At 69.8% G+C, this 22,947-nt stretch carries 19 protein-coding genes; 3 read left to right on the top strand and 16 right to left on the bottom strand.

Annotation, left to right across the window (positions count from 1 at the left end; all coding sequences use genetic code 11):
- A partial coding sequence (locus tag R6V09_RS16210) for a PAS domain-containing protein (protein ID WP_317882112.1) occupies positions 1-938 on the bottom strand: 938 nt, incomplete at its 3' end.
- A gap of 154 nt (positions 939-1,092) precedes the next feature.
- Between R6V09_RS16210 and R6V09_RS16215 the strand changes: the two genes are divergently transcribed.
- The gene (locus R6V09_RS16215) at positions 1,093-1,722 is read left to right on the top strand and encodes a nucleotidyltransferase family protein (protein ID WP_317882113.1); all 630 of its coding nucleotides are present in this window, start codon (positions 1,093-1,095) and stop codon (positions 1,720-1,722) included.
- 402 nt (positions 1,723-2,124) lie between these two features.
- Here R6V09_RS16215 and R6V09_RS16220 read toward each other — a convergent pair whose 3' ends face one another.
- Together R6V09_RS16220 and pdxH are read right to left on the bottom strand one after the other, a co-directional pair.
- Complete coding sequence (locus R6V09_RS16220) at positions 2,125-2,607, bottom strand: DUF3592 domain-containing protein (RefSeq protein ID WP_317882114.1); 483 nt, start codon at positions 2,605-2,607, stop codon at positions 2,125-2,127.
- Between the two features lie 144 nt (positions 2,608-2,751).
- Positions 2,752-3,471, bottom strand: coding sequence for a pyridoxamine 5'-phosphate oxidase (gene pdxH, locus R6V09_RS16225; RefSeq protein WP_442810066.1), 720 nt, complete (start codon positions 3,469-3,471; stop codon positions 2,752-2,754).
- A gap of 153 nt (positions 3,472-3,624) precedes the next feature.
- Here pdxH and R6V09_RS16230 point away from each other — a divergent pair, with 153 nt between their 5' ends.
- Positions 3,625-4,737 (top strand): citrate synthase 2, encoded by a 1,113-nt coding sequence (locus tag R6V09_RS16230; RefSeq protein ID WP_317882115.1) that lies wholly within the window; start codon positions 3,625-3,627, stop codon positions 4,735-4,737.
- 66 nt (positions 4,738-4,803) lie between these two features.
- On the opposite strand, the gene R6V09_RS16235 is transcribed toward R6V09_RS16230, so the two are convergent.
- From R6V09_RS16235 to R6V09_RS16285, 11 genes are all read right to left on the bottom strand, one after another.
- Positions 4,804-5,418 (bottom strand): TetR/AcrR family transcriptional regulator, encoded by a 615-nt coding sequence (locus tag R6V09_RS16235; protein WP_317882116.1) that lies wholly within the window; start codon positions 5,416-5,418, stop codon positions 4,804-4,806.
- Entirely contained in the window at positions 5,406-6,140 is a 735-nt protein-coding gene (locus R6V09_RS16240; RefSeq protein WP_317882117.1) for an enoyl-CoA hydratase family protein, read from the bottom strand. The genes R6V09_RS16235 and R6V09_RS16240 overlap by 13 nt, the downstream gene beginning before the upstream one ends.
- A complete protein-coding gene (locus tag R6V09_RS16245; protein WP_317882118.1) occupies positions 6,137-7,714 on the bottom strand; it encodes a 4-coumarate--CoA ligase family protein in 1,578 nt (525 codons plus the stop codon). Before R6V09_RS16245 ends, R6V09_RS16240 begins: the two co-directional genes overlap by 4 nt.
- 29 nt (positions 7,715-7,743) lie before the next feature.
- Positions 7,744-8,874 carry an acyl-CoA dehydrogenase family protein gene (locus R6V09_RS16250; RefSeq protein ID WP_317882119.1) on the bottom strand — a complete coding sequence of 377 codons (1,131 nt, stop codon included), beginning with the start codon at positions 8,872-8,874 and terminating at the stop codon, positions 7,744-7,746.
- A gap of 43 nt (positions 8,875-8,917) precedes the next feature.
- Positions 8,918-10,768 carry an acetyl/propionyl/methylcrotonyl-CoA carboxylase subunit alpha gene (locus R6V09_RS16255; protein WP_317882130.1) on the bottom strand — a complete coding sequence of 617 codons (1,851 nt, stop codon included), beginning with the start codon at positions 10,766-10,768 and terminating at the stop codon, positions 8,918-8,920.
- Positions 10,769-10,794: 26 nt separating this feature from the next.
- The gene (locus R6V09_RS16260; protein WP_317882120.1) at positions 10,795-12,393 is read right to left on the bottom strand and encodes an acyl-CoA carboxylase subunit beta; all 1,599 of its coding nucleotides are present in this window, start codon (positions 12,391-12,393) and stop codon (positions 10,795-10,797) included.
- Complete coding sequence (locus R6V09_RS16265) at positions 12,390-14,090, bottom strand: acyclic terpene utilization AtuA family protein (RefSeq protein ID WP_317882121.1); 1,701 nt, start codon at positions 14,088-14,090, stop codon at positions 12,390-12,392. Before R6V09_RS16265 ends, R6V09_RS16260 begins: the two co-directional genes overlap by 4 nt.
- An 11-nt stretch (positions 14,091-14,101) precedes the next feature.
- Complete coding sequence (locus tag R6V09_RS16270) at positions 14,102-14,932, bottom strand: TIGR03084 family metal-binding protein (RefSeq protein WP_317882122.1); 831 nt, start codon at positions 14,930-14,932, stop codon at positions 14,102-14,104.
- A 764-nt stretch (positions 14,933-15,696) separates the two neighbouring features.
- Positions 15,697-16,554: an EamA family transporter gene (locus tag R6V09_RS16275; protein WP_442810067.1), complete on the bottom strand. Its 858-nt coding sequence runs from the start codon at positions 16,552-16,554 to the stop codon at positions 15,697-15,699.
- 219 nt (positions 16,555-16,773) lie between these two features.
- Positions 16,774-18,792, bottom strand: a complete 2,019-nt coding sequence (locus tag R6V09_RS16280) for an ABC transporter ATP-binding protein (protein ID WP_317882124.1) — start codon at positions 18,790-18,792, stop codon at positions 16,774-16,776.
- Between the two features lie 105 nt (positions 18,793-18,897).
- Positions 18,898-19,026 (bottom strand): hypothetical protein, encoded by a 129-nt coding sequence (locus tag R6V09_RS16285; protein ID WP_317882125.1) that lies wholly within the window; start codon positions 19,024-19,026, stop codon positions 18,898-18,900.
- Positions 19,027-19,577: 551 nt separating this feature from the next.
- Here R6V09_RS16285 and R6V09_RS16290 point away from each other — a divergent pair.
- Positions 19,578-20,141, top strand: a complete 564-nt coding sequence (locus R6V09_RS16290; RefSeq protein ID WP_317882126.1) for a hypothetical protein — start codon at positions 19,578-19,580, stop codon at positions 20,139-20,141.
- A gap of 13 nt (positions 20,142-20,154) precedes the next feature.
- Here R6V09_RS16290 and R6V09_RS16295 read toward each other — a convergent pair whose 3' ends face one another.
- Complete coding sequence (locus R6V09_RS16295) at positions 20,155-20,913, bottom strand: metallophosphoesterase family protein (RefSeq protein ID WP_317882127.1); 759 nt, start codon at positions 20,911-20,913, stop codon at positions 20,155-20,157.
- Positions 20,910-22,947: FAD-linked oxidase C-terminal domain-containing protein (locus R6V09_RS16300; protein WP_317882128.1), on the bottom strand; the 2,038-nt coding region annotated here is incomplete at its 5' end. The genes R6V09_RS16300 and R6V09_RS16295, both read right to left, overlap by 4 nt.

Here is a 22,947-nt window from a genome sequence, read left to right on the forward strand (position 1 = left end):
AGGTGGACGGTGGCCGCGTCGCGCGGGTCCTCGCACTCGGCGGCGGCGCGCGCGGCCCGGTGCAGTTGCTGAGCGCGGAACCGCAGCAGCGAGGCCTCCTGCTCGATCTGCTTGGCCTCGGTGACGTCCTGGAAGAGCCAGCCGACGCCGAGCGGCACCGGTTCCTCGGTGAGCGGCGAGGCCAGCCGCAGGAACCCGCTCCGCCAGCAGCGCCGCAGATGCCCCTCGGGCGTCCGGACGCTCACCCAGATCTCGGCCGGCGCGGGCGGCGCGCCCTCGGCCAGCACATGCGTGAGCGCGGCCTCCAACTCCTCGACGCCCTGGGCCAGCAGCTCGCCGAGAGGCCGCCCGAGGACGGAGGTCCGCCCGGTGCCGAGCGCACGCGCGGCATGCGCGTTGACGACGGCGGGCCGCAGATCGGCGTCGACGAGCACGACCCCCCAGGAGGCGTCCTCGAAAAGAGCCTCACTGAGGGCGATCGACCGCTCCAGGTCGATCTGGGCGTGCACTTCACTGAAGGCGCAGTAGACCCCGGCGGGCTTCCCGTCGGGTCCGCGCACGGCGGCGGACTGGGTCCGCACGAGCACCCGCCCGCCGTCCTTCGTAAGAAGGGCGAACTCGTTGACCTGCCGTCCGGGCGCCTGCATCGCGGACATCAGCCGCGCCTCGACCTCCTGGGCGTCCGCACTGCGTACGGCCCACCCGGCCAGCCCGTGCCGTCCGACGGCCTCGGCCGCGGTCCAGCCGAGAATGCGCTCCGCCTCACGGTTCCAGTGGGTCAGCACCCCGTCGGCGTCGAAGGCACACAGTGCCGCGTCCATCCCGTCCAGCAACGCGGCCAGCAGATCGGACCCGCCGACCGCCTCGGGACCACCGTCCCGCTCGGGCTCGTCGGGACCCAACTCGTCGGTGGTCCCACTACGCCGGGAAGCACTCACCTGGACCCCCTGTCAGGCTGCGTCCGCGGACACGGAGCGTCGGTTCACTCACTCCCCATCATTCAACTCGAACGTGACGCAGCACACACCGAGTTCCCGCAAGATTGAGGGAATCGTTGTACGGCGACGGTCCCGGCACCGACACACTCGACCGATGCCCGCCCGCCTCCCCCTCGACGAACAACTCACCGCGCTGCGGACGACGCTGTCCCGCAACAAGACCCTCCTGGAAGTCCTCGACCGCACCGCGGCCCTCGGCCTCCCCGACTGGTATCTGACCGCGGGCTGCCTCTTCCAAACGGTCTGGAACACGGTCACCGGCCGTCCCCCGACCCACGGGATCAGGGACTACGACGTCTTCTACTACGACGACACGGACCTGTCCTGGGAGGCGGAGGACGCGGCGATCCGGGCGGGCCGCGAGGCCTTCGCCGGCCTGCCCGCCGAGGTGGAGATCCGCAACGAGGCCCGCGTCCACCTCTGGTACGAGCAGAAATTCGGCGTCCCGTGCCCGCCGTACGACTCCGTCGAGTCCGCGATCGACTCCTTCGCGGCGACCACCTGCTGCCTGGCCGTACGCCTCAAGGAGGACGGCGACTGGCGCGTCTACGCCCCGCACGGCCTGTCCGACGTCTTCAACCTCGTCCTACGCCCGAACCCGGCCCAGGCGCCACAAGAGGTCTACGAGACGAAGGCGGCCCGCTGGCAGCGGGCCTGGCCGGAACTGACGGTGCTGCCGTGGCCCAGGCCCATCCACGGCCCGTCCGCCGGCACCGAGCGATAACAGGAAGATCGGCTACGCGTTCGACGAATCCCACCGTGCCCTCGGGCAAGTGGGCGGACACATGGACCGGCCGCGTCTCCGTCCGGGCCCGAGGGCAGCACAGCCTGGCCACGTCGAGGGGTCGTATCGACGTCTCTCACCGGAATCTGCGGCTCCTCCAGCGGGGCGACGGATACGCGTACGGCAGTCGCGAGGAACCGACGTGGTCTGCATCCGGAAAAAGCGGTTGATCGGTGGGCGACGGCTTCTTAGGGTGTGGCCTACGTAGGAAAGGAGGTGATCGGGTACATGAGTGAAACCCGGACGTACGAGGTGGCTGCGGGCTAGTGGCCCGCCGTCGTACTCGGTTCGGCGCCGGGCCCGCGTGTGTGAGTTGCGCGCAACCGGCCTAACCCAACGCAGTCACCCGACCCGCGAGCTCGCCGGTACGTCCGGCCGGCTCCCCCGCCGTGAGGCGGAGGGACCTGAGCTCGCGGGTCGTCTGCGTGTCAGCCGCGCTACGACCGTCGCGATCACGACTGCCGCCAGGCCGATTCCGCCGAAGATCAGCGGCAGCAGCCACAGCGAGGCGAAACCGTTGATGCGTGCGTCCTCGGGGGAGTTCGCGTGGTAGAGGACCTCGACCCGGTCGCCCGTCCCGTACGACGGTGGGTTGGACCCCGTGGAGCCGCGGAACGTGCGCGGCGTGCCGTGTGCCGGGGTGAACTCGACGACCGGGTATGCCATGGGGCCGCTGTTCGTGCGGGAGGTGCCGGTGCTGTGGCCGGCCCGCCAGTCCAGGGAGACGACCGTGCCCGGGGCGCGGTCCGCGCCCGTCAGGAACGAGACCGACACCCCGGCCAGAATCAGTCCGACGGCCAGGAACAGCGACCCGAACGTGGTCACTCCGAAGAGGATCCACCGGCGGGCGCCGAGCCCACGCGTCTGAAACCGAAACCGCAACCGCACGTCGTCCCCTCAATCGTCCAACCGTCGGAACTCCCTCGTCCGAAGTGAGGGACCTTATCCCAGGGCCGGGGCCAGGACACGTCAGGGGCTGAGGCGGTCCACCCGCCAGCTGCCGTCCTGCTCCGCGGTGTAGCGGAGGCGGTCGTGGAGGCGGTTCTCCCGGCCCTGCCAGAACTCGACCGTCTGCGGGGCGATGCGGAAACCGCCCCAGTGCGGCGGGACCGGGACCTGTTCGCCCTCGGGGTAGCGGGCGGTCAACTCCGCGTACGACGACTCCAGTTCGGCCCGGGATGCGATCACCGAGGACTGGGCGCTGGCCCACGCGCCGAGCTGGGAGCCGTGCGGGCGGGTGCGGAAGTACGCGGCGGTCTCGTCGCGGCCGGTGCGGCGGGCCGTGCCGGTGACCAGGACCTGGCGGGCCATCGGGTGCCAGGGGAAGAGCAGGGACACGTACGGGTTGGCGGCGAGTTCGCGGGCCTTGCGGGACTCGTAGTTGGTGTAGAAGACGAAGCCCTGATCGTCGTAGTCCTTGAGGAGGACCGTGCGGGAGCTGGGGCGGCCCTCGGGGTCGGCGGTGGAGACGACCATGGCGTTGGGCTCGTAGACCAGTTCCTGGACCGCGGCCTCCTCGAACCAGCGGCCGAACTGTGCCATGGGGCCCTCGGCGAGGTCGTTCGCGTCGAGGCTCGCCGCGCGGTACTGCATGCGCATCGCGGCGGGGTCCAGGCGGGGATCGCGGGCGGTGGCTTCACGGTCGGCGGGAACACGGTCGGCAGGGTCGCGGTCGGTCACGGCGGTCATCTTGCCGTACGGCGGATGCGGCCACGAGTTCGGGTGGCACTGAGTGCCGCAGACCCTCCCTCCGGTTGGCACTCGGCGTTATGGTGCTGATGTCTCTATCTTCGGCCCGCGAGTCCGTGGCGACCGTGGAGCCACAGCATGAGGAGCCGCCTGATGTCCGACTTCGACCCCGGCTTTGTACCTGGCCTCGAAGGAATCGTCGCGTTCGAGACGGAGATCGCCGAGCCGGACAAGGAAGGCGGCGCCCTGCGATACAGGGGCGTCGACATTGAGGATCTGGTCGGTCATGTCTCGTTCGGCAACGTCTGGGGGCTGCTCGTCGACGGCGCCTTCAACCCCGGACTGCCGCCCGCGGAGCCGTTCCCGATCCCGGTGCACTCCGGTGACATCCGTGTCGACGTACAGTCCGCGCTGGCCATGCTCGCGCCCGTGTGGGGTCTGAAGCCGCTCCTCGACATCGACGAGGAGCAGGCCCGCGACGACCTCGCCCGCGCGGCCGTCATGGCGCTGTCCTACGTCGCCCAGTCCGCGCGCGGGCAGGGGAACGCGATGGTGCCGCAGCGCGAGATCGACAAGGCGCACTCGGTCGTCGAGCGGTTCATGATCCGGTGGCGCGGTGAGCCCGATCCGAAGCATGTCGCCGCCGTGGACGCGTACTGGACGTCCGCCGCGGAGCACGGCATGAACGCGTCGACGTTCACGGCGCGGGTGATCGCGTCGACCGGGGCGGATGTCGCTGCCGCGCTGTCCGGGGCCGTGGGGGCGATGTCGGGGCCGCTGCACGGCGGTGCGCCGTCCCGGGTGCTCGGGATGATCGAGGAGATCGAGCGGACGGGGGATGCGGACGCGTATGTCCGGCAGGCGCTGGACAAGGGTGAGCGGTTGATGGGGTTCGGGCACCGGGTGTATCGGGCCGAGGATCCTCGGGCGCGGGTGTTGCGGCGGACCGCGCGGGAGTTGGGGGCGCCGCGGTTCGAGATCGCGGAGGCGTTGGAGAAGGCGGCGCTGGCGGAGTTGCACGCGCGTCGTCCCGATCGGGTGCTGGCGACCAACGTCGAGTTCTGGGCGGCGATCGTTCTCGACTTCGCTGAGGTGCCGGCGCACATGTTCACGTCGATGTTCACGTGTGCGCGGACTGCGGGGTGGTCGGCGCACATTCTTGAGCAGAAGCGGACGGGGCGGTTGGTGCGGCCGTCTGCGCGGTATGTGGGGCCGGAGTCTCGTGGGCCTCAGTCGATCGAGGGGTACTCGGATATCGCCCACTGAGAAGGGTGGATCGGTTCGTGGGCGACTGCGGGTCCGTTGTGGCTGGTCGCGCAGTTCCCCGCGCCCCTAAAGGGCGCTCTCCAGCAGGTGGGTCCATTGGGCGACGACCCTCTCCCTGCGTCCCCTGTCATCGGTGAGCAGGTTGGCCAGACCCAGGCCGCGGGCCATGTCCAGTAGGCCCTGGACTGTCTCCCGTACACCCGGCAGGGACTCGTTCGCGCCGAGCAACTCCACCGCGATGCGGTGGGTTTCTCTGCCCACCCTCGCCTCCAACTCCGTTACCCGGGGGCGGAGTTGGTCCTCGTTCGAGGCGGCTACCCAGAGGTGCAGGGCCGCGCGGAACAGGGGGCCCGTGTAGAGGTCCACCAGGGCCTCGACCACTACGCGGCGGTCTTCGGCGCCCTCCGGGAACAGGGCCCGGAGGGCCGTGGAGCGTTCTTCCGCCACGTACTCGACGGCCGCGGTGAAGAGGTCCTCGCGGGTGGGGAAGTGGTGCTGGGCGGCGCCTCGGGAGACGCCGGCGCGTTCGGCCACGACGGCGACCGTGGAGCCTGCCCAGCCGTGTTCGGCGAGGCAGGACACGGCGGCTTCCAGGAGGCGCTGCCGGGTGGCCCGGCTGCGGTCCTGTTTGGGTCTGCGGTCGACCGTGCCCGTCGCGGGCGCCGCGCTCACACCAGCCATGCGGGATCCCGTCGTTCGAGGAAGGCCGTCATCCCCTCGCGGGCCTGCGCGGAGGCGAACAGCCGGGCCGAGAGCGCGGTCAGGTCGGCCGCGTCCCGGTCGAAGGTTTCCAGCACCCTAGCCGTGAGCAGCCGTTTCGTCTCGGCCAGGGCCTCGGGGGCGGAGCGGCGCAGGCCGTCGAGGATCGGTGCGAGCACCTCGTCGGCGTCCTCGCCCGCCGTCGTCAGCAGGCCGATGCGGGCCGCTTCCGCCGCGTCGAAGCGTTCGCCGGTGAGGTAGTAGCGGGCCAGGGCGCGGGGGTCCGTGCGGGGCAGGAGCGGGAGGGAGATCACCGCCGGGGCGACCCCGATCCGTACCTCCGTGAACGCGAAGGTGGCTTCCCCGGATGCCGCCGCGATGTCGCAGGCCGCGAGGAGGCCCAGACCGCCCGCTCGTACGTGGCCCGTCACTCGGGCGACGACCGGTTTGGGTACCTCCACGATCTGGCGGAGCAGGGCCACCAGCGCCTCCGGGGGCGGAGGGTCGCGCAGGTCCGCGCCCGCGCAGAACGTGTTCCCGGTGTGGGTGAGGACGATCGCCCGTACGTCCGTGTCCTTGGCGCACTCGGTCAGGGCGTCCGCCAACTCGGCGACCAGGGACGCCGACAGCGCGTTCCGGGTGGCCGGTGAGTCCAGGCTCAGGGTCTCGATGCCACGTTCGCGCGTCCGGCCGATCAGTGTCATGAGCGGCCTCGCAGTTCGCGGCGCAGGATCTTGCCGGAGGCGGCGCGCGGGACGGCGTCGATGAAGGTGACCCGGCGGACCCGCTTGTAGGGGGCGACGCGCTCGGCGACGTACATCATGACCTCGCCTTCAGTCATTTCGGGAAGGTCTACGGCCGCCTCTTGGCGGACCACGTACGCGTGCGGGACCTCGTTGTTGTCCTCGTTGTACTCGCCCACCACGGCCGCGTCGGCGATGCCGGGGTGGGTGAGCAGGAGGGCCTCCAGTTCGGCGGGGGCCACCTGGAAGCCCTTGTACTTGATGAGTTCCTTGACCCGGTCGACGACGAACGTCCAGCCGCCGGCGTCCACATGGCCGACATCTCCGGTGTGCAGCCAGCCGTCCTCGTCGATCATCGCGGCGGTGTCGTCGGGGCGCCCCAGGTAGCCCTTCATCACCTGGGGGCCGCGGATGAGGAGTTCGCCGGCCTCCCCGATGCCGAGGTCCTTGTCGGGGTCGTCGAGGGAGACGATCCGCATCTCGGTGCCGGCGATGAGTTTGCCGACCGTGCCGGGGGGTGCCGTGGGCATGTCCCGTACGGGGACCACATGGGTGCCCGGGGACAGTTCCGTCATGCCGTAGGCCTGGCCCACGGGCGGCAGGCCGAGGCGCCGGGAGCAGGCGGCGGCGAGGTTCGCGTCCAGGGGGGCGGCGGCGCTGATGATGTACTTCAGGGACGAGAGGTCGTACTGCGCGACCGCCGGGTGCTTGGCCAGGGCCAGGACGATCGGCGGGGCGACGTAGAGGCCGGTGATGCGGTGGTTCTCGATGGCCGCGAGGAACGTCTCCAGCTCGAAGCGGGGCAGGACGACGACCGCGGCGCCCAGCCGCAGCGGGGCGTTCATCAGGGCCGTGAGGCCGTAGATGTGGAAGAAGGGCAGAACGGCGAGGATGCGGTCGCCGGGCCCTGTGGGGACCGCGGGTTCCAACTGGGCCAGGTTCGTGGCTATTTGACGGTGCGTCAGCATCACGCCCTTGGGGACGCCGGTCGTTCCCGAGGAGTACGGGAGGGCCGCGACGTCTTCCACGGGGTCGATGTCGACCACCGGCTCGGGGGCCGTCGAGGCGAGCATGTCGGCCAGCGAGCGGTGTCCGGGCGCACTGTCGCAGACGAATATCTCCTCGACGCCGCCCGCGAGTTCGGCCGCCCGGCGGGCCGCCTCCAGGAGCGGCGACACGGTGATGATCCAGCGGGCCGCCGAGTCCCGCAGCTGCTTGGCGAACTCCTCCGGCGTGGCGAGCGGATGCACCGTCGTGACGGAGGCACCCGCGCGCGTGGCGGCGTAGAAGGCCAGCGGGAAGGCGACCGTGTTCGGGCTGTGCAGCGCGAGAACGTCCCCCTTGCGTACGCCCGCCTCGGCGAGGCCCGCCGCGATACTGCGGTGGAACCGGTCCACCTGGGCGTACGTGAGGATGGTGCCGTCCGTGCCGTCGATCAGCGCGGGCTCGTCCGCGAACTCCGCGGCCCGGGCCAACACCACGTCGTGGATGGGGAGTTCTACGGCCGGGACGTCTGCGTACTCGCTGCGGAACATGGTTCCTCCTGGCATGGGCCGCTGAGTTGCTAGTACGACTTGGGCAGGCCCAGGGTCTGGTGGGAGACGTAGTTGAGAATCATCTCCCGGCTCACCGGAGCAATACGAGCCACACGCGCGGCGGTTATCAACGAAGCGAGCCCGAACTCGCGCGTGAGGCCGTTCCCGCCGAGGGTGTGGACGGACTGGTCCACGGCCCGCACGCACGCCTCCCCCGCCGCGTACTTGGCCATGTTGGCCGCCTCGCCCGCGCCGACGTCGTCACCGGCGTCGTACAGATACGCCGCCTTCTGCATCATCAGACGGGCGAGTTCGAGGTCGATGTGCGCCTGTGCGAGCGGGTGCGCGATTGCCTGGTGGGCGCCGATGGGGGCGTCCCACACGGTGCGTTCGCGCGCGTACTCGATCGCTCGGGCGAGCGCGTAGCGGCCCATGCCGATCGCGAAGGCGGCCGTCATGATGCGTTCGGGGTTGAGGCCGGCGAAGAGCTGCAGCAGGCCGGCGTCCTCGTCTCCGACGAGCGCGTCGGCGGGCAGTCGTACGTCGTCCAGGGTCAGCTCGAACTGCTTCTCCGCCGCCTGGAGTTCCATGTCTATCTGGCGGCGTGTGAAGCCGGGTGCGTCTCGCGGGACGATGAACAGGCAGGGCTTGAGGCGGCCCGTTCGGGAGTCTTCCGTGCGGCCGACTATGAGGGTCGCGTCGGCCAGGTCAACTCCGGAGATGAAGACCTTGCGGCCGGTGAGGAGCCAGTCCGTGCCGTCCTTGCGGGCGGTGGTGGTGATGCGGTGGCTGTTGGAACCGGCGTCGGGTTCGGTGATGCCGAAGGCCATGGTTCGGGTGCCGTCCGCCAGCTCGGGCAGCCAGGTCTGCTTCTGTTGCTCGGTGCCGAAGCGGGCGATCACGGTGCCACAGATCGCGGGTGACACGACCATCATGAGGAGGGGGCAACCGGCTGCGCCCAACTCCTCCAGGACGATGGAGAGTTCGGAGATGCCGCCGCCTCCGCCTCCGTATTCCTCGGGGAGGTTGACGCCGAGATAGCCGAGTTTGGCTGCCTCGGACCAGAGTTGTTCTCGGTCGTAGGTGCGGCCGTGGCGTTTGCCCAGGGCGGATACGGCTGAACGTAGGGACCTGTGTTCTTCGGTTTCGGTGGTGGGCATGTGACTCCCTCGTCGTGGCTGGTCGCGCAGTTCCCCGCGCCCCTTAGGTGGGCTCTACTACCGCCAATAGAGAGGCGAGCTGTACCTGTTGGCCAGGCACTGCGTTCAGGGCCGTTAGCTTTCCTGTGGCCGGGGCTGTGATCTTGTGTTCCATCTTCATTGCCTCCAGCCAGAGGAGGGGGTCTCCGGCCTTTACCGCTGCCCCTACGGCCAGGCCTTCCGCCACCCTCACCACCGTGCCCGGCATGGGTGCCAGCAGGGAGCCGGGGGCGAGTTGGGCGGTCGGGTCGGGGAAGCGCGGTAGGGCCGTCAGGGTCGTTGCGTTCACGTACACCTGGGCGGTGTTGTACCTCGCCACCTCGAACTTCCTTCGCACGCCGTCCACTTCGAGTACGACGAGGGTGGCGTCCGCGTGGATGACACGCACCCCTTCCGCGGTCAGGCCGTCCCTCGTGTGGCGGTAGTGGACCTCGTGTTCCTCGCCCGCCATGGCGTACCGCTTCACCTGTGGCTGGGACGGGAGGTTGCGCCAGCCGGTGGCGAAGCGGGAGCGGCCGTGGGTGTCCGCCAGGGCGGCGGCGAGGGGGGCGTGCGGGTCGGGGGCCGAGGTGGCGAGTTCCGGGAGGTGGCGGTCGTAGAAGCCGGTGTCCATGTGGGCGGTCGTGAACTCCTTGTGGCGCAGGGAGTTGACGAGGAGGGCTCGGTTGGTGAGCGGGCCGTGGATCGTTGCCTGTTCCAGGGCGCCCGCGAGTTTGCGGACGGCCTCCGCGCGGGTGGGGGCGTGGGCTACGACCTTGGCGAGCATCGGGTCGTAGTGGACTCCGATGTCGTCTCCGTCGGTGTAGCCGGTGTCCAGGCGGACGCCGTCCGGGACGGCCAGGCGGTGCAGGGTGCCGGTCTGGGGGGTCCAGTCGGTCGCCGGGTCCTCGGCGTAGAGGCGGGCCTCGATGGCGTGGCCGTGGGGGCGGGGAGGGTTGCTTTCCAGGGGGTGGCCCTCCGCGACCCGTAGTTGCAGGGCCACCAGGTCGATGCCGAACACGGCCTCCGTGACGGGGTGTTCGACTTGGAGGCGGGTGTTCATCTCCAGGAAGTGGGCCTTGCCGTCGGGAGAGATCAGGAACTCGACTGTGCCGGCGCCCGTGTAGTCGACCGCGCGGGCGGCGCGTATGGCCAATGCGCCCAGTTCCTCGGCCAGTTGCTCGGGGAGGCCGGGTGCCGGGGACTCCTCGATCACCTTCTGGTGGCGGCGTTGGAGGGAGCAGTCCCGGGTGCCGAGGGCCCAGACCGTGCCGTGGGTGTCGGCGAGGATCTGTACCTCGACGTGTCGGCCGCCCTCCACATAGGGCTCGACGAAGACCTCGCCGTCGCCGAAGGCGCTGGTCGCCTCGGCTCGGGCAGCCGTCAACTCGGCGTCGAGGTCGGCGAGTTGGCGTACGACGCGCATGCCGCGTCCGCCGCCGCCCGCAGCCGCCTTCACCAGGACGGGGAGGTCGGCCTCGGTGACGTGGTCCAGGGAGGCGATGCCCATGAGTTCCTTGGCGCGGGTCTTGGACGCCATCGCCTCGATCGCCTCGGGGGGCGGCCCGATCCACACCAGGCCGGCGGCCAGGACGGCGCGGGCGAAGTCGGCGTTCTCGGACAGGAAGCCGTAGCCGGGGTGCACCGCGTCCGCGCCCGCCGCGACGGCCGCCTTCACGATCAACTCGCCACGCAGGTACGTCTCTTGGGGTGTAGCCCCGGGCAGTCGTACTGTCGCGTCGGCCATGCGCGCGTGGAGCGCGTTCTCGTCGGCGTCCGAGTGCACGGCGACCGTCCGGATTCCCAGCTCCCGGCAGGTACGGAAGACCCGGCAGGCGATCTCGCCCCGGTTGGCGACGAGGACGGTCGCGATCATGTGGTCCCTCACGTCGGTCATGGTCCTCACATCCGGAAGACGCCGAAGCCACCGCGCGCGCCCTCGAAGGGCGCGGTGTGGAGGGCGGACAGGCACAGGCCGAGGACGGTTCGGGTGTCGCGCGGGTCGATGACACCGTCGTCGTACAGCCGCCCCGACAGGAACATCGGCAGGGACTCGGACTCGATCTGCTGCTCCACCATGGCGCGCAGCGCCGCGTCCGCGTCCTCGTCGTAGGGCTGCCCCTTCGCTACGGCCGACTGCCGGGCGACGATCGACAGGACTCCGGCGAGCTGTTGGGGGCCCATGACGGCCGACTTGGCGCTGGGCCAGGCGAAGAGGAAGCGGGGGTCGTAGGCGCGCCCGCACATGCCGTAGTGCCCGGCGCCGTACGAGGCGCCCATGAGCACGGAGAGGTGCGGTACGCGGCTGTTGCTGACGGCGTTGATCATCATCGCGCCGTGTTTGATGATGCCGCCCTGCTCGTACTCCTTGCCGACCATGTAGCCAGTGGTGTTGTGCAGGAAGAGGAGCGGGATGTCGCGCTGGTTGGCCAACTGGATGAACTGGGCGGCCTTTTGGGACTCCTGGCTGAAGAGGACCCCTTGGGCGTTGGCCAGGATGCCGACGGGATAGCCGTGCAGGGTGGCCCAACCCGTCACCAGGCTCGTGCCGTAGAGGGGCTTGAACTCGTCGAAGTCGGAGCCGTCGACGAGCCGGGCGACGACCTCGCGCGGGTCGAAGGGGGTTTTGAGGTCCCCCGGGACGATGCCCAGCAGCTCGTCCTCGTCGTACTTGGGGGGTGCGGCCGGGCCCGGATCGCCGTACGCCTTGCGGTGGTTGAGGCGGGCGACGACGCGGCGCGCCTGCCGCAACGCGTCCTGCTCGTCGACGGCGAAGTGGTCGGCGAGCCCCGACACACGCGCGTGCATCTCGGCCCCGCCGAGCGACTCGTCGTCGCTCTCCTCGCCGGTCGCCATCTTCACGAGGGGCGGCCCGCCGAGGAACACTTTCGCCCGCTCCTTGACCATGATCACGTGGTCGGACATACCGGGGATGTAGGCACCACCGGCGGTCGAGTTGCCGAAGACGACCGCGATCGTCGGAATGCCGGCGGCCGAAAGGCGGGTCAGATCACGGAAGATGGCGCCGCCCGGGATGAAGATCTCCTTCTGGGACGGCAGATCGGCACCGCCGGACTCCACGAGGCTGATGCAGGGGAGCCGGTTGGCGAGCGCGATGCCGTTCGCCCGCAGGGCCTTCTTCAGACTCCACGGATTGCTGGCTCCTCCGCGCACGGTCGGGTCGTTGGCGGTGATCAGACACTCCACGCCCTCGACGACACCGATGCCGGTGACGAGCGCGGCGCCCACGGCGTACTCACTCCCCCAGGCGGCGAGCGGCGACAGTTCGAGGAAGGGCGTGTCGGGGTCGAGCAGCAGCTCGATGCGCTCGCGGGCGAGCAACTTGCCGCGTTTACGGTGCCGTTCGACGTACTTCGGCCCGCCACCCGCGAGAGCCTTCGCGTGCTCGGCATCCAGCTCGGCGAGCTTGGCGAGCATGGCCTCGCGGTTGGCCGCGTAGTCGGGACCGTTGATGTCCAGGGCGGACGGAAGGACGGTCACAGCAGGGCCTCCGGAATGTCCAGTCGACGGGAACGCAGCCACTCGCCCAGGGCCTTGGCCTGCGGATCGAAACGGTGCTGGGCGGCGACACCCTCGCCGAGAATCCCCTCGACGACGAAGTTGAGAGCGCGCAGATTGGGCAGCACATGCCGTACGACCGTGAACTCCTCCGTCTCCGGCAGGAGTTGACGGAACCTCTCGGCGGTCAGCGCATGGGCGAGCCAGCGCCACGCCTCATCCGTACGCGCCCACACCCCCACGTTGGCGTTCCCTCCCTTGTCACCGCTACGGGCCCCGGCGACCAGACCAAGGGCCGCCCGCGCCGTGGGCCCGTCCGGCGGAGGCTCGGGGAGGGCAGGCTGTGGAACGTCTTCCAGTACGAGGGTGTCGTGGGCCGGGGCCACAGCAACCCGGCGCCCGTCGTAGAGGACGGCCACATGGTCGACGGCATCATGGGGGACATACACATCATCGAAGACGCCATAGGGCGCTCCCTTTCCAGGTGGGGTCAGCACATGGAAGCCCGGGTAACTGGCCAACGCGAGCTCGACGGCAGCCGCACTCAGCGCCCGCCCGACAACCTCCTGATCGGCATCCCGGACGACAAGCCGAAGCAGCGCACTGGCGGTCTCCTCGGTCGGCGCGTCGGCGTGATCTGTACGGGCGAGATCCCAACGAAGTTCACCGGGCCGCGACTTGGCCGCGCTGAACGCGAAGTCCATCTGCTCCCGGACGAGGGCGGCCTTGCGCTCGATGTCGAGCCCGGTGAGCACGAAGGTGACCTCGTTGCGGAAGCCCCCCAGCCGATTGAGCCCCACCTTGAGCGTCGGCGGCGGAGCTTCACCACGAACCCCCTCGATCCGAACGCGGTCGGGCCCGTCCTCGCCGAGCCGGACGGTGTCGAGGCGGGTGGTGACATCGGGCCCGGCATACCGGGCGCCCTGCGTCTCGTAGAGCAGCTGCGCGGTGACGGTGCCGACGTCTACGACTCCCCCCGTACCGGGGTGCTTGGTGATGACGGACGAACCGTCCTCATGGATCTCGGCGAGCGGAAACCCGGGCCGCCGCAGCCGCTCCACCGCGTGCTCGGTGAAGAAGGCGTAGTTGCCGCCGGTGGCCTGGGTACCGCACTCCAGCACATGTCCGGCGACCACAGCACCCGCGAGCCGGTCGTAGTCACCGGCCCCCCAGCCGAAGTGAGCGACCGCGGGACCGGTGACCAGGGCCGCATCGGTGACCCGCCCGGTGACCACGACATCGGCCCCCGCGCCGAGACAGGCGGCGATACCGAACCCACCGAGATAGGCATGAGCGGCGAGTGACCCCGGATACCGACCAACGAGATCGTCCCCCTCGACATGCGCGACCCGCACGCCTATCCCCAGCCGATCGGCCAACTTCCGTACGGCATCGGCGAGTCCGGCCGGATTGAGCCCACCGGCGTTGGTGACGATCCGCACCCCGCGCTCATGGGCGAGCCCGAGGCACTCCTCCAACTGCTTCAGGAAAGTACGGGCGTACCCGGCGCTCGGGTCCTTGAGCCGGTCCCGCCCCAGGATGAGCATGGTGAGCTCGGCGAGATAGTCACCGGTGAGAACGTCGAGCTGCCCACCGGTGAGCATCTCGCGCAGGGCGTCGAACCGGTCGCCGTAGAAACCGGAGGCGTTGCCTATCCGGAGGGGCGCGGGGTGGGACATGGGGCGGGGACTCACTGGCCGTCCCCCTGCGACTTCGGCTTCGGCTTCGACTGGGGCTTCGACTTCGGCGGTCGCCCGGTGCCGGGGGGTCCAGCGAAGGCCTGCGCGATGTCGAGCCATTGATCGGCATCGGCTCCCTCAGCCCGGACGGCGAGGTCGGCACGGTGGGCTCGCTGGGTGACGAGAAGGCAGAAGTCGAGGGCGGGCCCGGTGACGCGCCGCGGGACGTCTTCAGGACCGTAAGTCCACAACTCACCGGAGGGAGCGACGAGTTCGACCCGAAACTCCTCACTCGGCGGGGTGAGCCCATGCACACCAAAGGCGAAGTCACGCGCCCGCACACCGATGCGCACCACATGCCGGAGCCGGTCCGTAGGTGTCCTGACCACACCCATCGCGTCCGCCACATCCTGGCCGTGGGCCCAGGTCTCCATGAGCCGACCGGTGGCCATGGAGGCGGCCGACATGGGTGGCCCGTACCAGGGGAAGCGGGTCTTTGTGGGTGCGGCGTACAGGGCGGCCAACAGGGCCGTCCGCCCGGCCCGCCAGTCGGCAAGCAGCTGAGCGGGAGGCTTCGCGGCCCCCTCCTCCGCGCCCTGGTCCACGAACGAATCGGGAGCGGCGATTGCCTTCTCGACCAGCGCGCGGAAGGCGTCCTCGTCCGTGACTGCGAGCAGGGCCGAGTGATCGGTCCAGGCCAGATGGGCGATCTGGTGGGCGACGGTCCAGCGGGCGGCGGGAGTCGCGATGGCCCAGCCCTCCGGGCTCAACTCGGCTACTAGCCGGTCGAGTTCCTCGCTCTCCTCACGCAGGTCGTCGAACACGTGCGTCGGATCGGACATGGGGGGAGCATGGCAGGGTCGTCAGAAACAATCAAGCGTGCTTGCATTATTCACGTGGGGATAGCTGGAGAGGGGTGGGATGGGGGCCCTGAGTCTTGAGAGGTGGGCGTTGGGCCACTCGCTTCTTTGTCAGTGTCGTGCTTCCACGGCCCGAGTAAAGGGCGCTCCCTACGGTCGCGTCGGCTACGCCGATGACCCTCCGGGCCACCCTTGACTCAGTCCGCTCCAGCCCGTTTCAGAAGCGAGCGAGCGGCCGGGAAGAATGGGGGGCCGAGGCATGCCAACCCCTCACGTCGGCTGCGTCCGCAACCGGCGGAGCGGGACGCGACCGCGCCTCGCCAGCACGCCGCGTCGGCTCAGCGGCCAACCGCCGGTGGAGGGAGGAGGGGGAGGAGGGGGGTCTCCAGAGTGTGGGTGTCAGACTAACCACTCACAACCCCCATGACCGGTTAGAAAAGACCCCACACCCCAGGGACCCCCCACCGGCCGATGGCCGCTAAGCCCACCCGGCGTGCAGGCGAGACGCTGACGCGCCCCCTCACACCGGCCCACAACGCAGCCGACGTGAGGGGCTGGCGGACCTCGGCCCCCCATTGCTCTCCCCGGGCCGCTCGCTCGCTTCTAAAACGGGCTGGAGCGGAGCGAGTCAAGGGTGGAGCGCAGCGGAATCGCCGAAGGCGACGCGTAGCGAAGCGGAGCGCCCTTTACTCGGTCCGCTCCAGCCCGACACTGACAAAGAAGCGAGTGGCCCAACGGCGACTGACCTACACCTGAGGAGCAACCCCGGTCTCCCGCTTCGCCTTCCCCCGCCCCACCTGAGTCCGCACAGCCCCCATACTCGCCCCAATGACCAACCCGATAGCCAGGGCTTCAGACACAGACAGCGCCTGATGAAGGATCAGGAAGCCCGCCGTTGCCGCGATGGCAGGCTCCAGGCTCATCAGGATGGCGAAGGTAGAAGCAGGCAGCCGTCGCAACGCCAGAAGTTCAAGCGTGTAGGGAAGCACCGACGAAAGAACCGCCACCCCCGAGCCGAGGCCGATCGTCACGGGGTTCAGGAGCCGCGTACCGGACTCCGCGATACCGAGCGGCAGAAACACCACCGCCGCCACGACCATCGCCAACGCCAGCCCGTCGGCCTGCGGAAAGCGGCGACCCGTACGCGCACTGAAAACGATGTACGTCGCCCACATGGCGCCGGCGCCCAGCGCGAAGGCCACGCCTACAGGGTCCAGGCTGCTGAAGCCTCCCCCACCCAGCAGGAACACACCCGCCAGGGCGAGCCCCGCCCACACCGCGTTCAACGCACGCCTGGAAGTCAGCACAGACAGGGCGAGCGGGCCCAGTACTTCCAGGGTCACCGCCGGCCCCAGCGGAATGCGGGCCAGTGACTGGTAGAAGAGCCCGTTCATCGCGGCCATCGTGACGCCGAAGACGACGACCGTTCCCCAGTCCGTACGCGAGTGACCGCGCAGACTCGGGCGGCAGACCACGAGCAGCACCACCGCCGCCACCAGCAGGCGAAGCGTCACCACACCCAGCGCCCCAGCCCGCGGAATCATCGTCACCGCCAACGCCCCACCGAACTGCACCGAGATACCACCGGCCAGTACGAGGCCCACCGGACCGAACCTACGAGGGGCGGCGGCAACCGGGGTCGTCGCCACGGGGGCGGTCGTCGACGTACTGGGGATGCTCACGGCGCTTCCAGGGGGTCAGCTCGGGATTCGTTCATCACGGTGCACTGCTCGGTCCATGGTAATGGACTTAGACAGGTGTGAGAACCCTTTATGCAACTGTCCTGAAGCCGTTCTGGAGCCGTCCCGCCAGATGATCAGTGACTAGATGCCGCTCCAGGGGACCTCGTCACGGAACAGCGGCCGACCGTCGGGGAGAGTGGTGGGCAGAGGCCCGAAGAGTGGATCGGAGGAGTACTCGGCCTCTACGTAAGCAGGCTGGTACACCTCCTGCACCTGATACGCCTGCGGAGCCCAGCTCTCGACGAAAACCGGAGGCGCGGCGTACTGAACCCCCACCTCGGCGAACAACGGCAGCCGCAGCTCCCCGGTGTCCATCACCGCGTTGTTCTGCGAACGGTGCAGCCGCGAGTACGCCCCACCCCGCGCCATCAGCTCGTCATGCCGCCCGGTCTCCACGATCCGGCCCCGGTCGACGACCAGGATCCGGTCGGCGTCGGGAGCGAGGTTGAGGTCATGGGTGATCATGATCGTCGTACGGCCGGCCATCAGCCGTCGCAGCGGCTTCACGACCCGCCGGGCCGCCATCGAGTCCAGCCCGGTCGTCGGTTCGTCGAGGACGAGGACCGGGGCGTCACGCAGGATCGCCCGCGCGATCGCCAGCCGTTGGAGCTGACCGCCGGACAAGCGGGCCGAGTTGGGGTCGACCTTCGTGTCGTAGCCGTCGGGCAGGCGCAGGATGAACTCGTGGGCGTCGGCCGCCATCGCCGCGTCCACGATCGCCTGCTCGCTGGCGCCGGGCCGGCCGCAGGCGATGTTCGCGCGGACGGTGTCGTGCAGGACGAGGGTCTCCTGCGGGAGCAGGGTGACGTACTCGCGCAGGCGGGCCAGCGGGAGGTCCCGCAGCGGTACCCCGTCGAGGAGGACTTCGCCCGCGTCGGGGTCGTAGAAGCGGAGCAGCATCTTGGAGACCGTGGACTTGCCGGCGCCGCTGGGGCCGGTGACGATCACCAGTTCGCCGGGGTTGACGGTGAAGGAGAGGCCCTCCAGGGCCGTCCGTTCCGCGCCCGGGTAGCTGAAGGAGACGTCGCGGAGTTCGACCGTGCCGTCGGGGCGGCCGAACTCCGTGCCGTGGCTGGGATCGGCGACCGACGGTCGTACGTCCAGGATCTCGATCAGGCGCTCGGCGCCGGCGGTGGCGGCGCTGATGGTGAGGCCGAGTTGGGCCAGGCCGCGGACGGGCGGGTAGAGGTAGCCGAGGAAAGCGGAGAAGGCGAGGAGTTGGCCGAGGGTCATGCGGCCGGTGGAGATCTCCCAGGCGCCGATACCGATGACGGCGAGCACGCACACGGTCTCGATGACGGTGACGAGCTGCTCGTACGCCTCGTTGAGGCGGGTCGAGCGGACGGAGGCGCGGAACCAGGCGCTCGCCTCCTCGTTCAGGCGCCGGCGTTCCGCGTCGCGGCGGCCGTAGGCCTGGGTGAGCACGATGTTGCCGAGGGACTCCTCGACGACGGAGGTGATCGCGCCGTCGGCGACCCGGCCCTCGCGCGAGACGTCCTTGATGGAGCCGGAGAAGCGGCGGGCCGCCAGCCAGAAGAGCGGGGCGAGGACGAAGGTGGCCGCGGCCAGGTCCCAGCGCAGCCAGAACGCGGCGGCGGCGTAGAAGAGGGCGGAGAAGACGGCCGAGGCGGTGCCTACTACGCCGGAGACCACGAGCGTCTCGATCGCCTCGACATCACTCGTGAGGCGGGACAACAGGTCGCCCTGGCGGTGCCGTTGGAAGAAGTGCGGCGGCAACTGCTGTACGTGGTCGAAGACATGCTCGCGCAGTCTCATCACGAAGCGTTCGGTGGCCCAGGCGGCGAGGGAGTTGCCGGCGTAGGCGACGACCGCGCCGACGATCGCGACGCCCAGCCATTTGACGGCCGGGCTCCAGAACGCGGCGAGCGATCCCTTCGCCAGGGCGCGGTCGGTGAGGTCGCTGAAGAGGAGGATGGACTCGGTCTCGGCGAGTGCGGCGACCACCGTGCACACCCAGACGAGGATCAGCCAGCGTCTGAGGCCGACGGTGAGCGGCCAGAAACGGCGGAAAGCCGTGCGGGCGGGAATGGTGGGAGTTTCGTCGTCCTCGTATTCGAGGTCTTCCTCTTCCGTATCCATTTCCACAATCCCCTTCGCTTTCCGTCATCAGAATTCTTTGGATTTTCGAATTCAGGAAAGAAAAGAGGGCCGACTGCGTGGGTCGGCCCTCCTTCTACTGCCGGATCAGCTGTCCTGGCCGGGCAGCGGCTTCGGCAGAGGCTTCGGCGCGTGCTTCTTGCGGGGCTTCGGGGGCGGGGGCGGCAGCTGCTGCTTCTTGGGCTTGGGCAGCGGGGCGAGCTTGTTGAGGCCCATTCCGAACTCCTAGGTTGTGCAGAGGAATTTGTGCGTCAAAGTCGAGCGTTTTACCGCCCGGGGAATTCCCGACACCGAGAAACTTACACGCCACCGACGCCAAGAAGCAGCAAAGTCAGCAAGGGAACGGCAAGCAGGCGCTGTGAATACCTATGCGAATCCTGAGCGACGTACGCGAACCTGAGAGTTCTCTAATAAACCTGAGAACAGCCTTAATGAACCTGTGCTTCCGCCCTCAAGCGAGGCCCCCGGGAGCTCCGTGTCGGTGATGCCCCTGCAAGTCGTAACGGCGGCGCCGAGTTCGTCGTAGCCGCCCTGGACCACCTTCACATCGGCCTTCTCGGCCTTCTGCCGGCCCGCGCGGCGGAGTCGGTCGGCGATCTCGTAGGCACGCGGTTCGTACGACGACGGGCGGCCCCATCTTCACCGTGGACGCGCCCTGCGACTTGAGATGCGCGAGCATCGGGTCGAGCCTCGGAGCGACAGCAACCTTGCCGCACTGTCGATGGTCCACAGTGTGGTTCAGGCATCGTCGACGTGCGAGGGGATCTGTGAAGCGGGTGCTGTGGGTGCTGCGGAAGGCTGAGATGTCGCTGCTGACGGCGGTTCTGAAAGCCGATCGGTCTCTCGGTATGGGCGGGAGGTTCCGGCCTCCGGCGCCCGTCGCGGTTCGCGTCACCAGTCGCCCGCTGCGCTCCGCGGCTGTCCTGTCCGTGCCGCTCGCGGCGTTGGGCGGTTCGACCTTCGGGGCGTTCACCGATGCGACGCGTTTCTTGCAGGCGGTCTTGCTGGGCGCCGGTATGACGCTGTTCTTCGCACTGCTCCTGCGGTTGGAGCGCCTGAGTCAACTGCACTACGAGCGCGTCGGCTACGACCCCGCCGCCCGGCCGTTCGTGCACCGTCCACGCGCCGGCGGGCCCGGACGGACCCTTGCACGCCTCTCCATCCGCTGGGGCGTGCTGACGGTGGTCTTCTGGGGTGTGGAAAGAGCCAAAGGTGCTCCGGTCAGTTGGCTCTTCAGCGGGGTCGCCATGGCGCTGGTGCTACTGGTCGTAGTCGCGATCAGCTACCTGGCGGAGCGGAGAAGGCGGCGGTCGCGCCCGCCGGCCGGCTAGGGGTCGTCGACCGTCATCGCCCGTCCCGCGGTCCGAACGTCTCCATTGCCTCCGTGTCCGAGGCCCGGGCGTTGAGGAAGTAGGCCGCCCAGTCGGCGATCTCCGGGTAGTCGGACTCCCTGACGAGGCGGGTGATCGCCGCGGGGATGTCGTACGGCGTCACGCGCAGGTCCGTGCCGGGGCCGAGCAGGCACCAGTGGGCACCGGTGCGGCCGTACGGCATGCCGACGCTGCCGGGGTTGACGATCAGGCGGCCGTGGGCGAGGCGGACGTACGGCATGTGGGTGTGGCCGCAGACCACCGTGCGGACGGTGTCGTCGAGGTCGGCCAACACCTCCGCCCAGCGGGCCGGGCGGGAGTCGACCAGGACAACTTCCTCATCGTCCCGGGGAGTTGCGTGGCAGAAGAGGACCTTGCCGAGGCCGCGGACCGAGAGGGTCAGGGTGTTGGGGAGGGCGGCCAGGAAGTCGATCTGGTCGGTGCGCAGGGTTGTGGCCGCGTACGGGCCGATCGGGTCGGGGATGTCGTCTCGTTCGCCCCTGCGGTACTCGACCAGTTCGCGGTCCGCGTTGCCCGAGATCCACAGCACGCGTTCGCCCTGCGCGCGCAACAGGTCGACGACTTCCGCCGGTTGGGGGCCGGCCGTGATGTCGCCGGTGAGGACGATGCGGTCGGCGGCGGCCACCTCCGGTTCGGCGAGGACCGCTTCCAGGGCGGGGAGCACGCCGTGGATGTCGGAGAGGACCGCGACCCGGCCCAGTTCGTCAGTCACTTTCCGTCCGCCTCCAACGCTTCCGCCAGGACCTCTGCGAGGTGCCTGCCCCTTACTCCGGCCAGCTGCTCCAACTGCGTACGGCACGAGAAGCCGTCCGCCAGGACCACCGCGTTCTGCGGTGCCTCCCGTACGGAAGGGAGCAGTTGTTCCTCCGCGCATGTCGCCGACACCTCGTAGTGGCCCTTCTCGAAGCCGAAGTTGCCCGCCAATCCGCAGCAGCCACCGGACAGTTCACCGGTGAGGCCGGCGGCGGAGCGCAGTCGGCGGTCGGGGGTGTCGCCGAGTACCGCGTGCTGGTGGCAGTGGGTCTGGCCGACGGCGGGGCGGTCGACGCGGGGCGGGGTCCAGTCGGGGGCGAGGCGTTCCAGTGCCTCGGCGAAGGTGAGGACCGATGCGGCCAGGCGGGCCGCCCGGGGGTCGTCGGGGAGGAGTTCGGGGAGGTCGGTGCGGAGGGCTGCCGCGCAGCTCGGCTCCAGGACGACGACGGGCGCGCGGTCGTCGTCCAGCTCCGGGACGAGGTGGGCGTCCAGCAGGTCGAGCGTGCCGCGCAGCACCGCGCGGGCGCGGTCGAGCTGCCCCGTCGAGGTGTAGGTCAGGCCGCAGCAGACCCGGCCACGGCGGGACCGCCATGGATTCCCGCCGACCGACGAGATGGCGCCCTCGGCGGTCCTCTTCACCGTCAAGCGCACATGCGGCGTCGGCATCACGCCCAGCCCCGCCGCCTCCAGCACCCGCACCGCCGCCTTCCCCACGGACGGCGCGAAGTGCTCCGTGAACGTGTCGGGCCAGAGCTGGACGACAGGGCGGGGTCCCCCGGTCCGCTCGCCCGCCCTCCACGCGGCGACCGACTGCCGCAGCTGTTTTCTGAACCTCCGTGACCACCACTTCGTGAACGTCTCCCCCGCCACCCGCGGAATCCTCCGCTCGGGTGCGATCCCGCCCAGCCGCTTGGCCACCCACGCCAACGGCCCAACCGAAGCGAGGGAGTTGACCAGCCACGCGGTGCGGGTGCGGGCCACCAGCCGCAGCCAGCGCGGCAGCCATCCCATCGTGTAGTGGGACGCGGGCCGGCGTCGGCCCTCGTAGTGGTGGTGCAGGAACTCCGCCTTGTACGTGGCCATGTCGACCCCGACCGGGCAGTCCGTGCGGCAGCCCTTGCAGGACAGGCACAGGTCCAGCGCGTCCCGGACCTCGGTCGACTGCCAGCCGTCGGTGACCAGTTCGCCCGCGAGCATCTCGTGCAGCAGCCGGGCCCGCCCGCGCGTGGAGTGCTGTTCCTCGCCTGTCGCACGGAACGACGGGCACATCACCGACGGTCCCGACACCTCCGTCGTACGGCACTTGGCGACCCCCACGCAGCGCCGCACCGCCGCCGTGAAGTCGCCGCCGTCGGACGGGTAGCCGAACACCACGTCCACCGGGTTCCGCGGCAACACCGAGAAGCGGAGGTTCGAGTCGAGCGGGGCGGGCCTCACCAGTATCCCCGGGTTGAGGAGGTCGTCCGGGTCCCAGACGGCCTTCGCGCGCTCGAAGAGGGTCACCATGTCGTCGCCGTACATCTTCGGCAGCAGTTCGGCGCGGGCCTGGCCGTCGCCGTGTTCGCCGGAGAGGGAGCCGCCGTGGGCCACGACCAGTTCGGCCAGGTCCTCGGAGAAGCGGCGGAAGCGGCCGACGCCCGGCTCCGTCAGCAGGTCGAAGTCGATGCGGACGTGGATGCAGCCGTCCCCGAAGTGGCCGTAGGGCGTGCCGCGCAGGCCGTGCTCGCCCAGCAGGCCCCTGAAGTCCCGCAGATACGCGCCCAGTTGAGCCGGTGGTACCGCGCAGTCCTCCCAGCCCGGCCACGCCTCCGAACCGTCCGGCATCCGCGTCGCCGTACCGCTCGCGTCCTCGCGGATGCGCCACAGCGCGCGTTGGCCCGCCGGGTCCGTGACCACGAGGGAGTCGACGACGTCGGCCGCGCGGACGATCGTCTCGGCGCGCGTGTGTGCTTCCGCCGCCGTGTCGCCGCCCGTCTCCACGAACAGCCAGGCG

Origin of the sequence: Streptomyces sp. W16 (assembly GCF_033194735.1) — a bacterium.
GTDB lineage: Bacteria > Actinomycetota > Actinomycetes > Streptomycetales > Streptomycetaceae > Streptomyces.